General features: G+C 57.9%; 11 protein-coding genes. 6 read left to right on the top strand and 5 right to left on the bottom strand.

What is annotated here, in order from left to right:
- Positions 1 to 106: 106 nt before the first annotated feature.
- Entirely contained in the window at positions 107 to 1,801 is a 1,695-nt protein-coding gene (locus ACYVIA_RS07070) for an AMP-binding protein (protein WP_460839285.1), read from the bottom strand.
- Positions 1,802 to 1,863: 62 nt separating this feature from the next.
- Here ACYVIA_RS07070 and ACYVIA_RS07065 point away from each other — a divergent pair, with 62 nt between their 5' ends.
- From ACYVIA_RS07065 to ACYVIA_RS07055, 3 genes are all read left to right on the top strand, one after another.
- Complete coding sequence (locus tag ACYVIA_RS07065; protein WP_460839282.1) at positions 1,864 to 2,145, top strand: hypothetical protein; 282 nt, start codon at positions 1,864 to 1,866, stop codon at positions 2,143 to 2,145.
- Between the two features lie 109 nt (positions 2,146 to 2,254).
- On the top strand, positions 2,255 to 3,736 hold the full coding sequence (locus ACYVIA_RS07060) for an aldehyde dehydrogenase family protein (protein WP_460839280.1): 1,482 nt from the start codon (positions 2,255 to 2,257) through the stop codon (positions 3,734 to 3,736).
- A 170-nt stretch (positions 3,737 to 3,906) separates the two neighbouring features.
- Positions 3,907 to 5,136 carry a DEAD/DEAH box helicase gene (locus tag ACYVIA_RS07055; RefSeq protein WP_460839278.1) on the top strand — a complete coding sequence of 410 codons (1,230 nt, stop codon included), beginning with the start codon at positions 3,907 to 3,909 and terminating at the stop codon, positions 5,134 to 5,136.
- Positions 5,137 to 5,156: 20 nt separating this feature from the next.
- Here ACYVIA_RS07055 and ACYVIA_RS07050 read toward each other — a convergent pair whose 3' ends face one another.
- On the bottom strand, positions 5,157 to 6,074 hold the full coding sequence (locus tag ACYVIA_RS07050) for a LysR family transcriptional regulator (RefSeq protein WP_460839276.1): 918 nt from the start codon (positions 6,072 to 6,074) through the stop codon (positions 5,157 to 5,159).
- A gap of 162 nt (positions 6,075 to 6,236) precedes the next feature.
- Here ACYVIA_RS07050 and ACYVIA_RS07045 point away from each other — a divergent pair, with 162 nt between their 5' ends.
- The 3 genes from ACYVIA_RS07045 (at position 6,237) to ACYVIA_RS07035 (ending at position 9,890) form a co-directional block, all read left to right on the top strand.
- Entirely contained in the window at positions 6,237 to 7,373 is a 1,137-nt protein-coding gene (locus ACYVIA_RS07045; RefSeq protein ID WP_460839273.1) for an alkene reductase, read from the top strand.
- A 307-nt stretch (positions 7,374 to 7,680) separates the two neighbouring features.
- Positions 7,681 to 8,220, top strand: a complete 540-nt coding sequence (gene gloA / locus ACYVIA_RS07040) for a lactoylglutathione lyase (RefSeq protein WP_460839271.1) — start codon at positions 7,681 to 7,683, stop codon at positions 8,218 to 8,220.
- Between the two features lie 827 nt (positions 8,221 to 9,047).
- Positions 9,048 to 9,890, top strand: a complete 843-nt coding sequence (locus tag ACYVIA_RS07035) for a DNA ligase (RefSeq protein ID WP_460839269.1) — start codon at positions 9,048 to 9,050, stop codon at positions 9,888 to 9,890.
- A gap of 186 nt (positions 9,891 to 10,076) precedes the next feature.
- Here ACYVIA_RS07035 and ACYVIA_RS07030 read toward each other — a convergent pair whose 3' ends face one another.
- The 3 genes from ACYVIA_RS07030 to ACYVIA_RS07020 all read right to left on the bottom strand — a co-directional run bounded on the left by ACYVIA_RS07030 (position 10,077) and on the right by ACYVIA_RS07020 (position 13,842).
- Positions 10,077 to 10,646: a hypothetical protein gene (locus tag ACYVIA_RS07030; protein WP_460839267.1), complete on the bottom strand. Its 570-nt coding sequence runs from the start codon at positions 10,644 to 10,646 to the stop codon at positions 10,077 to 10,079.
- Between the two features lie 375 nt (positions 10,647 to 11,021).
- On the bottom strand, positions 11,022 to 11,768 hold the full coding sequence (locus tag ACYVIA_RS07025) for a hypothetical protein (RefSeq protein ID WP_460839265.1): 747 nt from the start codon (positions 11,766 to 11,768) through the stop codon (positions 11,022 to 11,024).
- Positions 11,719 to 13,842 (bottom strand): M23 family metallopeptidase, encoded by a 2,124-nt coding sequence (locus ACYVIA_RS07020; protein ID WP_460839263.1) that lies wholly within the window; start codon positions 13,840 to 13,842, stop codon positions 11,719 to 11,721. Before ACYVIA_RS07020 ends, ACYVIA_RS07025 begins: the two co-directional genes overlap by 50 nt.
- Between the last annotated feature and the right edge of the window lie 68 nt (positions 13,843 to 13,910).

Genomic DNA, 13,910 nt, shown 5'->3' with positions numbered 1-13,910 from the left:
ACACGGTCGGACGCTGGGTCAGCGCGTCCAATTCCGAAGGCTGGGAAGCCGCCACCATTATGATGTTGGGGCTTGCCCGGCCATGCTGCCAAGTCAGGTCGGCAAATCAGCCTTTCAATTCCGGAAAATCCTCTTCAAAGAATTCCAGGCCGCCTTTCTCACCTTTGCTGCGCCTTGCGGCCTCAATGCCACGCAGCTCGACGCGCCGGATCTTTCCGGAAATCGTCTTCGGCAAATCCGAGAACTCGATGCGGCGGATGCGCTTGAATGGCGCGAGCTGGTTTCGCAGGAAAGTGAAGATGTCCTTCGCGAGTTCGCTGCCGGGCTGGTAATCCTGCCGCAAGACGATGAACGCCTTTGGCACGGCGAGGCGGATCGGATCCGGGCTCGGCACGACGGCGGCTTCGATGATGGCCGGGTGCTCGATGAGTACGCTTTCCAGCTCGAACGGGCTGATGCGGTAATCCGATGCCTTGAACACGTCATCGGCGCGGCCGACATAGGTGATGTAGCCATCCTTGTCGCGGCTGGCGACGTCGCCGGTGTGATAGTAGCCGTTGCGCATGACCTCGGCTGTCTTCTCCGGACTGTCCATGTAGCCGAGCATGAGTCCGAGCGGCGCGGGATTGAGCGCCAGGCACACTTCGCCTTCATCGGCCTCGCGGTCGTCGGCATCGAGCAGTGCGACGCGGTAGCCCGGCAGCGGACGTCCCATCGAGCCGGGCTTGAGCTGCTGCGCCGGCGAGTTGCCGATCTGCGCCGTGGTTTCGGTCTGGCCGAAACCGTCGCGCAGCGTGATGCCCCATGCGTTGCGTACCTGTTCGATGATCTCCGGGTTGAGCGGCTCGCCGGCGCCGATCAGCTCGCGCAGCTTCAGGCGTCCTTTGTAAGCGGAGAGATCTTCCTGGATCATCATGCGCCATACCGTCGGCGGCGCGCACATGGTGGTGACGTTGCAGCGCTCAAGAACGCCGAGCATCGCCTTCGCGTTGAAGCGCGCGTAGTTGTAGATGAAGATGCACGCACCGGCATTCCACGGTGCGAAGAAGCAGCTCCATGCATGCTTTGCCCAGCCCGGCGAGGAGATGTTGAGGTGGATGTCACCCGGTTGCAAACCGATCCAGAACATGGTCGACAGATGGCCGACCGGATAGCTCTGGTGCGAATGGAGCACGAGCTTCGGTTTGGACGTCGTGCCGGAGGTGAAATAGAGCAGGAGCGGATCCGTCGCCTTGGTGCGCGTGGTCGGCGCAAACGCGTCGGAATGCGCAGAATAATCGAAGCGGAGCCATCCTTCCGGCGCGGCGCCCACACAGATGCGCGTGCAGTGGTCGACCAAGCCTGCCAGCTTGTCGACGTGTGCGGCACCGATCACGACATGCTTGACGTTGCCCCGTTCAACGCGGTCGCGCAGATCTTCCTGCGACAGCAGCGTGGTCGCCGGGATGAGCACGGCACCCAGCTTCATTGCCGCCAGCATCGTTTCCCAGAGCGGCACTTCGTTCCCCAGCATCATCAGGATGCGGTCACCGTGCGCCACACCCAGGCTGCGCAGGAAGTTGGCCGTACGGTTCGAGCGTGCGGACATCTCGGCAAACGACAGCTTCTGCTCAGTACCGTTTTCGTCGAGGACCCAGAGCGCGGGACTGTCATTGTCCTTGGCCATGTGGTCGAAATAGTCGAGCGCCCAGTTGAACTCGTCCAGCTGCGGCCAGCGGAACTCGCGGTAAGCCGTGTCGTAGTCGGTGCGGTGGGTCAGGAGGAAATTGCGTGCGTGCAGGAATGCGTCGAGGCCAGTCATGTCGTCTTCCAGTGTCGGGAACAGAAACCTGTGGGGCCGGCGATGTCGCGGAAATACTGAGGGTGACAGCGTCCGGACTGCTACTCGCTTCGCCCAAACAGCCCGGTTGTGCCAAAGCCGGTCGGGTGAAGATGCAACAAAAAAGCGATGTCACTCTACATTACGTTAACGTTAACGTCAATTTGCGGCGGGCGCGCTTTTCTGGTCTTTTTGTCGTGAAGGAATGCGCATTCCGCGGGGCTATTTCCTTTCTGCGTCGCTACATGCCGGGCAACTCGGGCCATTTGTTCAAGGCCGTACAGGCCCTTGATGCGACATCGCAATCCAACCTGCTTAAAACATGAGCAGCCTCAACAACACATTTAGCTTTTGACGGCAGCGTCGAACAATAGTAAAAATGCAATCCATCGGGTCGTCGGCACATTGAGTTCGTCACCGCATACGGAGCACGCCATGAATATGTCCAACCTTCAAGTCGCACCTGTCTCTCCCTTCGATTCCGTCGCGGAAGCCGATCCGCAACATATCCGGGCGGTGTTCGACAGCCAGCTGGCGACATCGCTGCGCTGGCGCGAGTCGACGGCGCGCGAACGCATCGAGCGCATCAAGAAGCTGCGTGACGCAATGATGGCGCGTCGCGAAGCCTTCTACGACGCGTTCATGAAGGACTATCGCAAGTCGCCGTCCGAGGTGGAGGCGTCCGAGTTCCTGCCGGTGATGGACGAAGCACGGCATGCCATCGGCCGCGTCAAGCGCTGGATGAAACCGACGAAGGTGTGGCCGACGAGCACGATGCTCGGCACGTCCGCCAGCGTGCAGTACCAGCCGCGCGGACGCGTGTTGATCATCGCGCCGTGGAATTATCCGCTGAGCCTGTGCTTCGGCCCGCTGGTGTCCGCACTTGCCGCAGGCAACACCGCGATCATCAAGCCGTCGGAAATGACGCCGGCGGTGTCTGCGCTGATGGCTTCCATCATCGAGGAGATCTTCCCAGAGAACGAAGTCGCGCTGTTCCAGGGCAGCCTGCCCACGTCACAGGCGCTGCTCGACCTGCCCTTCGACCATATCTTCTTCACCGGCTCGCCTGCGGTGGGCAAACTGGTGATGGCCGCTGCTGCAAAGCACCTGACGAGCGTGACACTGGAACTTGGCGGCAAGTCGCCGACGATCATCACAGAGAACGCCGACATCCGCCTCGCGGCCGAGACGCTGATGTGGGGCAAATTCCTCAACGGCGGCCAGACCTGCGTCGCGCCGGATTACATCTTCGTGCACGACTCTGTGAAGAACGCCTTCATCGCGGAATGCCGGAATGTGCTGCAGGAACGGTACGGCACCACGCCCGCTGCGCAGAAGCATAGTGCGGATCTCACGCGCATCGTCAACCAGCGCCACACGCAGCGCGTCGCTGGACTGCTGTCGGATGCGGTGGCGCGCGGCGCCTCCGTGCAATGCGGCGGCGAAGTCGATGTGCAGACCTGTTACATCGCACCGACGCTGCTCGACCAGGTCCCGGCCGATTCCGCCATCATGCAGGAAGAGATCTTCGGCCCGCTGCTGCCGGTGCTTGGCTACACCGACCTGAATGCGGTCATCGACCATATCAACGCCAACCCGAAGCCGCTCGCGCTCTACGTCTGGAGCCGCGACAAGAAAGAAACGGAAAGGATCCTGGCGCGCACCAGTTCCGGCGGCGCCTGTGTTAACCATTGCGTGATGCATTTTGCGCACGGCGAATTACCCTTCGGCGGCGTTAACCATTCCGGCATTGGCAGCGCACACGGCCATCATGGCTTCAAGGCGTTCTCGCATGAGCGCGCGGTACTCCGCTCGTCGCCGCTGATGCTGGTGAAATTGTTCTTCCCGCCATTTACGCCGTTCCGCAAGCAGTTGATTCGGAAGGTTGTTGATACGCTGCGATTGCCGATGATCTGAGGCCACAAGAAGAACGCCTTTGCGGGCACTTCGCGGATCAACACGGCACGCCCTGTTGGATGTGCTGCCGGTCACAATGAATGACCGGCAGCACTGGCGATGGCGACAGAATCCGGCCTGCGGCGCTGCAAACCGCTACACTCTGCGTTTTGCTTCGCTTTTGCATTTCAATGACGTTCTCTTCCCTTCGCCTGATTGACCCGTTGCTGCGCGCGGTCGATGCGCTTGGTTACAAAACCCCAACACCGGTCCAGGCGCAGGCCATTCCAGCCGTACTGGCCGGGCGCGACCTGATGGCAGCAGCGCAAACCGGCACCGGCAAGACCGCAGGCTTCGCGCTGCCGCTGCTGCAGCGCCTGACAATGGAAGGCCCGCAAGTGACGAGCAATTCGGTGCGCGCACTGGTGCTGGTGCCCACGCGTGAACTGGCCGAGCAGGTGCATGACAGCTTTCGCCAGTACGGCCAGAACCTGCCGTTGCGCACGCACGTCGCGTATGGCGGCGTCAGCATCAATCCGCAGATGATGAAGCTACGCAAGGGACTGGACCTGCTGGTCGCCACACCCGGCCGCCTGCTGGACTTGTATGGCAAGAACGCCGTCAAGTTCACGCAATTGCAAGTACTGGTGCTGGACGAGGCCGACCGCATGCTCGACCTTGGCTTCTCGCGCGAGCTGGATGCGGTGTTTGCGGTGCTGCCCAAGCGCCGGCAGACCCTGCTGTTTTCGGCGACGTTCTCGGAACAGATCAAGACGCTGGCGGCAGGGCTGCTGCGCGACCCGTTGAGCATCGAAGCCAGCCCGCCCAATACCACCGCAAAAAGCATCAAGCAGTGGGTGGTCCCCGTCGACAAGAAACGCAAGACCGAACTGTTTACCCATTTGCTGGAGAAGAACGGCTGGGGCCAGGTGCTGGTCTTCGTCAAGACACGCAAGGGCGTCGACCAGCTGGTGGATACTCTCGCAGCACAAGGCGTACGCGCCGATTCAATCCACGGCGACAAGCCGCAACCAGCAAGGTTGCGCGCGCTCGAACGTTTCAAGGCGGGCGAGGTGCAGATACTGGTGGCGACCGATGTCGCGGCGCGCGGGCTGGACATCGATGACTTGCCGCAGGTGGTCAACTTCGACCTGCCGATCGTCGCGGAGGATTATGTGCACCGTACCGGCCGCACCGGCCGCGCCGGCGCCACCGGCGAGGCGATTTCGCTGGTGTGCGCGGATGAAGTGCAACAACTGGCGGCCATCGAAGCCCTGACCGGGCAGACCTTGCGGCGCGTGGAAGAAGCAGGCTTTGAACCCGACCATCGCGTGCCGATGACCGGGCCGCAAGGGCAGGTGCTGAAGAAGCCGAAGAAACCGAAAAAGCCCAAGACAGGCAAGGGCGTCACGCCGAAGTAAGCGGTCGCGGCTGCCTTCGCTCAGGCAGCCAGCATCTGCGCAATATCCGGGTCCTGGTTGAACGCATCCGCGAAATAATTCACGAAGCTGTTGATCTTCAGCGAGGGCCTGCGCGCCGGCTGGAACACGACATTCAATGGCAGGGGCGGCGGACGGAACCGGGTGAGGATGGCCTTGACCCTGCCCGCGCGCATATCGTCGCCGTACACCCAGGTCGGCGCATAGCTGATGCCCAGCCCTTCGCACACCGCCTGCCGCAGCGCTTCCGAGCTGTTGGACTGGAAGTTGCCGTTGACGCGCACCACATGCGGCTGGTTCGCGTCGTCGAAGAACGTCCACTCGTTGATGTTCGCCAGTTGCGTGTACACGAGGCAGTTATGCTGCAGCAGTTCGTCCGGATGCTGCGGCTCGCCATATCGTTCCAGATAGCCCGGTGACGCCAGCGCCGCACGGTGCGCAGTGCCGATGCGGCGCGCAATCAGGCGGCTGTCCTTCAGTTCGCCGACGCGGAAGGTGACATCGACGCCTGCGGCGACCAGATCGATGAAGCCGTCATCCAGCTGCAGGTCGACCTTGATCTTCGGATAACGGTCGTAAAACGCCTGCAGCCGCGGCACGATGTGCAAGCGGCCGAAGGACACGGGCGCCGCCACGCGCAGCAGGCCGCCGATTTCGTGTTCCGCCCGATGCACTTCAATGCGCGCTTCCTCCAGCGTATCGAGCACCTGGCGGCAACGCTCGTAGTACAGCTGTCCGGCCTCGGTAAGCGAATGGCTGCGCGTGGAGCGCACCAGCAGGCGGGCGCCGACCTGCGCTTCCAATGCCTGCACCTGCTTGCTGACGGCGGACTGCGTCGTGCGCTCCTCGCGGGCAACAGCGGAGAAATTGCCGGTCTCGACGACCCGCACGAAGATCTCCATCAAGCGAAGACGATCCATGATGATCTATTCCTGCCAGGAATAAAAGCTATGACTACCGGAGTCTACTCCACCAGCGCAGGAATAGGCATAATTGCCCGACTCCAATCCATGTAGGCTGGGGCGGCTGCACGCCGACCGGCAGGATCCCAAGAACAACACTTTTGAAAGGAACTTCACACGATGAATGCTCCCTTGCCCCGTACCGTGGCGAACGCCGCGAATGTAGAAGAACTCAAGCTGTTCCAGCCGACCCGCATCGGCGATATCGAAGTCGCCAACCGCATCGTGATGGCACCGCTGACGCGCAGCCGCGCCGATGAGGCCGCTGGCGACATCCCCGGCAGCGACATGAATGTCGAGTACTACCGCCAGCGCAGCGGCGCCGGCTTGATCATCAGCGAAGGCACGCCGGTGTCACCCATCGGCAAAGGCTACATGGCCACGCCCGGCATCTATTCCGACGCGCAGGTCGAAGGCTGGAAGCGGATCACGAAAGCCGTGCATGACGCCGGATCGAGAATCCTTGCGCAGATCTGGCACGTCGGCCGCGTCACGCACCCTGACCTGACCGGTGGCGTGCAGCCGGTTGCGCCATCCGCAGTGGCGCCGAATGTGACCGCCTACACCCGCAACGGCAAGGTCGAGATCCCGACGCCGCATGCGTTGACCGTCGAAGAAGTCGCCGAAGTCGTCGGTCAGTTCCGCCGCGCTGCCGCCAACGCGATCCGCGCCGGATTTGACGGCGTCGAGATCCACGGCGCCAACGGCTACCTGATTGACCAGTTTCTGCGCGACGGCGCCAACAAGCGCACCGACGGCTACGGCGGCTCGGTCGAGAACCGCGCCCGCTTCGCGCTGGAAGTGGTGGACGCCGTCGTCGCAGAAATCGGCGCAGGCCGCGTCGGCATCCGACTGTCGCCGGTCACGCCGTCGAACGGCATCTCCGGCAGCGATCCGCAGGCGGTATTCGGCTATCTGGTGGAAGAGCTGAACAAGCGCGGCATCGCATTCCTCCATTTCGTGGAGGGTGCGACCGGCGGCCCGCGCGACGTGCCCGGCTTCGACTTTGCCTGGGCGCGCAAGACCTTCAAGGGTGTCTACATCGCCAACAACGGCTATGACCGTGACATGGCGATCGATGCGGTCGAGTCCGGCCGCGCGGATGCGGTGGCCTTCGGCCGTCTCTTCATTGCGAACCCGGACCTGGTGCAGCGTCTGAAGGTGAATGCACCGCTGAATGTGCCGAATCCGAAGACCTTCTACGTTCCCGGACCGGAAGGCTATATCGACTATCCGACGATGGACAAGGCCGCGTAAGGCTGCGTCGCGGTGACTGATCCGGCATGAACTTGCCGCACTCTGACTCCCCTCTCCCGCTTGTGGGAGAGGGAGCAGTTCAACAAAGCGCGGTCGGATCAATATTCGCCTCAGTACACATCAGTACACGGTAATACTCCATAGGCGGCTCGCGCATTGTGCGCGGGTCGCCTTCTGCTTTTTTCACGTCGGCACGATTCGCATTGCGCTATCGGTGCGCGCCGATGAAGGCGGAACAATCCTGCAGGTGGCGATTCAATAGGAATGCCTGCCGTTTTCCAATATTTACGTTGAAGGACTGACCCTCATGCCGTTTACCACCGAAACCTACCCCGGCGTCGTTGCAGAAGCACCCGAAGCGACGCGCCAGTTCGTACTGAACCACACGATGCTGCGCATCAAGGACCCGGCGGTTTCACTCGCGTTCTATTCGCATGTGCTGGGAATGCGCGTACTGCGCAAGCTGGATTTCCCTGAAATGAAATTCACGCTGTATTTCCTTGCGAAAATCGAAGAGGGCAGCGACGTGCCGGAAGATACGGGCGAGCGCACGGCATGGACGTTCAGTCAACGCGGCATCCTCGAGCTCACGCACAACTGGGGCACGGAAGATGACCCCGCGTTCAAATACCACGACGGCAATGCACAGCCGCAGGGATTCGGCCACATCTGCTTCTCGGTTCCAGACCTCGCCGCAGCGGTGCGCTGGTTCGATGAAAACAATGTGCCGTATGTGAAGCGCCCCGAGCAGGGCAAGATGAAAGATGTTGCGTTCATCAAGGACCCGGACGGCTACTGGATCGAGATCGTGCAGCCGGGGCTGCTGAAGCAGCTTGGACAGAGCTGAGCTTAGTCTATATAGGGAGGCGATGCATCTACGGCCTCCCTCTCGCGCTGCCCGGAGCAGCGCTCAGGCAAATCGGAACCGGTATGTGCGGCGGCGTTGGACAGCATCGAACCAACGTGTGCCGCCTTCCCATTTCAGCTTTGCAATCCGCCACATATTCACTGCTTGAATGGGCAGTATCCCAGCTCTGAATTGGTCGTGAAAGAACGGAGCGCGTATTCTCGAACTCGGGTCATTCACTTCTACGGAGTTAAACATGGAGCATCTCGGATTACTGCCACTTGGCGCAGCCTTCATTGGTCTTTGCCTGCGCAGCTATGTGTTGATGACGACGACGGAAGTCGAGCAAGCAGAAGAGTCTCGTGGCCGACGCGCCTCTGCGAAGGCAAAGCGCGCGATGGAGAGAGCGTTCGTGCGGAGGTTGCTCCGGTATCACAGGGGGTTGGCGCACGCATAGGGGAATCTCCTGCAGTCCAACGATGTCGACACCGCAATAGTTTGCGGAGCTTGGGCCGTGACTATTGAGGTGGAGCTATTCAAGCTAACCTTGTCGCCCATTCGTTTCCGTACCACGAAGCGAGCACAAATTTTTCAAAAATCGCGCCCGCTCGCATTCATTCGACCTGCCTTGCGACATCTCCCGGCAGGCAGACTCCTTTCATCGAAATTTGTCGGGCAATACCCTGTCTGTCTGCACTAGAATATTGCATTTTGTGCAATTTTCCGGCTAGCCGAAGCGTGCTTCGGACTGCTAATCCCTTCCCGACATGACACCACCTCGATTCCCTGTGCTACGTCCCTTGTTATCCGTACTGTTCTTGAGCGGAGTGCTGCAACTCACGACCATACCGGCGCACGCAGCGGAACACGCCGATGCAACGACGGACGCGCCACCGCTAGCTCCCGCATTGCTTCTCGCACAGACATATTCAGAAGGGCACGTCATCTCCGCGTACCTCGTCAGTGAAAAACTCGATGGTGTCCGAGCGTATTGGGATGGCAAGCGCCTGCGCTTTCGCAGCGGCAAAATGATCAGCGCACCTGCATGGTTTACCGCACCGCTGCCGCCCCACCCGCTCGACGGCGAATTGTGGATGGGACGGCGAACTTTTGACCGCCTGTCCGCTGCAGTGCGCCGCGAGCAACCGCTGGACGAGGAATGGAAGAGTATTAGCTATCAGCTCTACGAGCTGCCCGGTGGCGCAGGCACTTTCAGAGAACGCATCGCCGCCTTGCAGGAAAGCGTGCGTAAGGCCGGAGTGCCATGGCTGCAGGTGCTTGAGCAGACGCGCGTGAATGACGCCGCCACACTAAAGAAAAAACTTGCACAAGTCGTGCGCGAAGGTGGAGAAGGCCTGATGCTGCACCGTGCCGACGCAATATGGCAAACCGGACGATCGGACGCACTGCTGAAGCTGAAACCATATCAAGACGCCGAAGCAGTCATCGTCGCGCACGAGCCCGGCAAAGGTAAATATGAAGGCATGCTCGGTGCGGTCGTCGTAGTGACGCCTTCCGGCCAGCGCTTCCGACTGGGCACCGGCTTCAGCGATGCAATGCGTCGCGACCCGCCACCCATCGGCAGCACGGTGACATACCGTTATCGCGAGCTGACGTCGAAGGGGCTACCGCGGTTTGCGAGCTTTTTGCGGGTGCGGCCGAGTGAGTAGAGGCGAGATAAGCGTCTATCGCGAACAATCGTTCGACATTCACTTGTCGGTTGAGGAGGAGTTAACTCGCTCACTGACGCCGTTTTGAAGAGACGTTCAGGTCAGTGTAGTGTCCGACGACACATCACTTTCAGGATCGCTGTTTCCGAATTGTTTAGAGAGGGACGGCAATGAGCATAAATATCATCAACGGCAGTCCAATTTCTTTCTTGCATTCGACACCATCTCGACATCACTCATACGAACACTGAGGTCTGTTCTCTCGCTAAGAATGCCAGATTCGCTGATGACGAAATAGCTGCCTTCAAACGCGTAGTGGTCTGCACCAAGGCGTTTGCCATACAACACGCCAATGCCAGCTGCCGTTGATTCATTACGATTGCAGGAAAAAATTGCGGTAATCAGTTCGCATGATCCCAGTTCTTCGGCTGCTGAAATTAATACCGTTTGGCTAGCTTTGAGGTATTGATCAAAACTGTACAAATAACAGGCCCTTTGGTCGCTGGTAAGAATTATGACAGGGACGAGATATCCTACATTTTTCTCAGCGTACTTTAGTTTAACGATTTGCCTTACATCGATTTGACTTTGCGCAGGCATGATCTCGTTCGCTCGTTGCACCAACGTATTTGTCGTGTGTTTGTCTGCGACCAAGCTAGCCATTATCGATACACGATGTATATCGGCGGTTGCTACTGCTGGCAAAGTAACGGTGATGAGCGTGAGCGAAACTATTCCTTTGCGTAGTGAATGCATCACATCCTGATTTGATTTTCACATCATATTGATCGGGAGGGTGTAGGCGATGGAAGTTGGCAGACTGATAGACCGGTAGAACAGTGCCCCATTCCCGTCACAGTGGCCTGATATAGAAATTTGGAGCCAGTTGAAAGGTTAGTCTTCCGGTTCAAGCACGCTGATCTTGCCATCGCTGCTGGCCTACCGATGTCGGTCGCTATATCGTGTGCCCTACTCTCGGCGATAGTTTGGCTTCCTGTAGGCGGTGCGCACGATGTTATAGCTTCTCCGGCTCCCCAATTCAACCGCATTTCGAGACTGTCAACTCGTCCCAGATTTCGGTGCTGTGTCGTTCCCGTATCGTAATATCTCCGAACTCGGCGTAACTCCTTATTACTGCATTGATAGGAAAAGCAGCTTCTTACACTCTGTTTGGGAAACTACGTGTGGCGTGACTGACCGATGATCAATGCATATTGGATTTTTCCGCGTTGCGTTCACTTTTAGACCGGGGCATATGCTAGCGGAGGAGATAACGCGCCTACTATTGGATACGCAAATTTCCCCTTCTAAAACTAATTCTCTTTGAGGATATGTTCTGATTTTTTTATCTTGAATCTTAATGAGCGTTTCAAACATGCTTCCGCCCTGCGATTCAATGAGCCTGTATGTATATGGAGCAACAAAATCAGCGGCAATTGGCAGAACACCTGCGTATATAAAAGTGTTTTTTGCTGAATCGAAGAGGAAAATCGATCTCGATTTATGCAATCCAGAGTCGGTTGTGTTGACGGCAATATCAACAATACCGTCCCCATCAATATCGTCCGTTTCGAGCAGCAGATCTTCACACGACCTCACCGATCCGATTTCAGTTGGCGCCGCACTTTGATCGATTGAATGTTGATTATTCGATGGGAAAGTTCGCATGTCTAGCATCACGCTTGAAACTGATTTAACGGTGCATTCCCAATTGACGATAAAGGAGCCTCGGTTATTGTTGATATTAACTGATCCAGATAATGAGTCACCCGCCCATGCCGGGGCAATGAGGGCAATGAGGATGAGTGCTGAGCAGCTACGCACCTGGTTATTCTCCAAGTAGGTTTTTGATTCGATTGGTATGGCCTTGGCGTTCATGGAAGTGAGCGGCTGGCGGAAAGTCGGCTGGGCCTGCTGCGTTGTCTCCTCTTACACGATTTGTCATCCGTACTGGGTCATCTTGATCGGCAATGCTAATAAGTCGGTTTTTCGCCCAAAACCAGCCAGCCGTATCGATACACGTTGCCGGTTCTGTTTGTGCACGTTCTGGTTGATTGATGATAGGCGGTCTCAGTTGAGCCATTAATTGCGCGACTGCTTGCGCATTTTGCGTCGGCAGCAAGTTTTGGTGCTGTGCGTTTACATAGTTACCTTGGATTCCCCACCAACCGACATTTCGCCACCAGTTCGCGTTATAAGAACTAACATCAAGCCAACCTCGATAGGTCCAGTACTCTGCATAATTGGCGCGACCTGTCATTTGCTTAAAACCTCGCCCCCTATAAGTACCACCGTCATCCCATTGAATATTTCCTAACCAGCCGAGGTAGTTTCTTGCGCGCTCGTAACGCCGGAAATAATCGTACGGATTTCCATTGTACATTTCGCTCATCCACGCTAATTGTCCGGACTCGACGGCAGATTGGCCGAAAAAATGACTCAGGCGTAAATTGCTACTAATGAGATATTTGCGGCAGGCCTGAGCGACGTGGATTCCATACCTTTGCCGGCTTACCTCTGTTGCGCCAGGAAAAATACGTCGAAGTTCCGATGTACTGATCCAGATACATCGTCTGAACTGCCTAACAAATTCTGTTGGATGAAAATGCCAATGCGCAGCAGGAATTCCAATATTGGCCTGCTGCCAGAAGCATAGCGCTTCAACATGTGCCCTTAGCCTGCCGAAATCCTCTTCCGTCAGTGGCTCAGGATTTTCAGGAGTGGGGGTCTTCAGCCATCCCCAGCGATTATCGATGCTGGCTGCTTCCCACTCGGTCGGATACTTCGCAATAATACGCGCCAGCTTTTTCTGACTTGCCGGTTCCTGCATTCGGTTCGTCGCTTCTTGCAGGGTCACTCGCCCGTCATTGTTCGCATCTAACATGCCGCGGATAATAGCGGAATCGCATCGACTATCCTGATCGAAGCTGTCATCCACGAGTTTCCAGCCCATCCAGTGTGGAAAGTCGGCATCGCTAAACTTGTGTACATTGCCCGCATTCAGGTTCACCCAGCCTTGTCCACTGCCGTAGCAAATCTGGCGCCAATGTGGCGTATCTGCCGGAGTCAGCACATCCGGGCCAATCACGCGCCCGAAACGCAGTAACTCATATACCGCGCTCGGACTCGGCACTTGCGGGGCATTGGCATCGCGATACGAGGTTACGATGCGATTTGCTTCGGTATAAAGACTGTATTCGGCATCGTTTTCTTCCAACGCATTGCCGATCAGCGTGCCGTCCAGCCGGTAGGTCTGAAGGTATGCATCACCATGATTGCCAGCGATGCCTTCGCCCTCGGTATAGCGGAGAGCAACCAGCAACTCTTCGGTGGTTGTGTGAACGGGCTGGGTTGTTGGCTGTACGACATTTGCAGCGGGGCGTTGTGCATAGACCGGCGCGCCAATGGGCAAATGAAAATGCAAGTGCCCGAATATCGCGTCTGTGCGGCCGTTTTGCGTAGTGGAAAGGTCGCCAGCCATGCGGCCTACGAGCCGCTGCAAGTTGACATCGTCGCAGATGATTTCAAAGTGCAGCAAATTGGGCTGGCCGTAAATATGCCCTGCATCCCCGATCTCAGCCTTTCGGTAGATCGGACGATTCTGTTGAACTGTCGTTCGGATCGCATTCAAATGCATGTACACGGAAAAGAAAGTGACAGTGGTCGCCTGCCCGGCGAGATCCACGCCGATCTCGGTGGTGTGGCGAATCACGACGCATCCGTTGCTCGTCCAGACAGGATTTCCCTCCACATCGCCGTAATTGAGCGGATGCTGAGGGCTACTTTCGGGCGTATCCGGTCCACGCATATACACCACTGTTCCATCGGCAATGGCACGTACCGGCAAACGTTGTCCGTCGTTGCCTTGCGGCGCCTGTAAATGAACACCACCGTGCCACCCAAGATTAAAACTGAGCGGATACTTTCCATGTCCTTGTGGATCAGCAGGCATGGCAGTATCCAGCCATTCATCGTCGGTCGCATTATCGGCGCGTTGCGGTAGGAAAGGAGGGCTAATTA

The organism is Noviherbaspirillum agri (genome assembly GCF_054780595.1).
Note: the sequence above shows the minus strand (reverse complement) of the source record. Positions and strands in the feature narration are given on the sequence as shown.

Coding starts and splice junctions, on each gene's coding strand:
- ACYVIA_RS07070 (WP_460839285.1), bottom strand. CDS start 1,801: ATGACTGGCCTCGACGCATTCCTGCACGCACGCAATTTCCTCCTGACC.
- ACYVIA_RS07060 (WP_460839280.1), top strand. CDS start 2,255: ATGAATATGTCCAACCTTCAAGTCGCACCTGTCTCTCCCTTCGATTCC.
- ACYVIA_RS07055 (WP_460839278.1), top strand. CDS start 3,907: ATGACGTTCTCTTCCCTTCGCCTGATTGACCCGTTGCTGCGCGCGGTC.
- ACYVIA_RS07050 (WP_460839276.1), bottom strand. CDS start 6,074: ATGGATCGTCTTCGCTTGATGGAGATCTTCGTGCGGGTCGTCGAGACC.
- ACYVIA_RS07045 (WP_460839273.1), top strand. CDS start 6,237: ATGAATGCTCCCTTGCCCCGTACCGTGGCGAACGCCGCGAATGTAGAA.
- gloA (WP_460839271.1), top strand. CDS start 7,681: ATGCCGTTTACCACCGAAACCTACCCCGGCGTCGTTGCAGAAGCACCC.
- ACYVIA_RS07030 (WP_460839267.1), bottom strand. CDS start 10,646: ATGCATTCACTACGCAAAGGAATAGTTTCGCTCACGCTCATCACCGTT.
- ACYVIA_RS07025 (WP_460839265.1), bottom strand. CDS start 11,768: ATGAACGCCAAGGCCATACCAATCGAATCAAAAACCTACTTGGAGAAT.
- ACYVIA_RS07020 (WP_460839263.1), bottom strand. CDS start 13,842: ATGCCTGCTGATCCACAAGGACATGGAAAGTATCCGCTCAGTTTTAAT.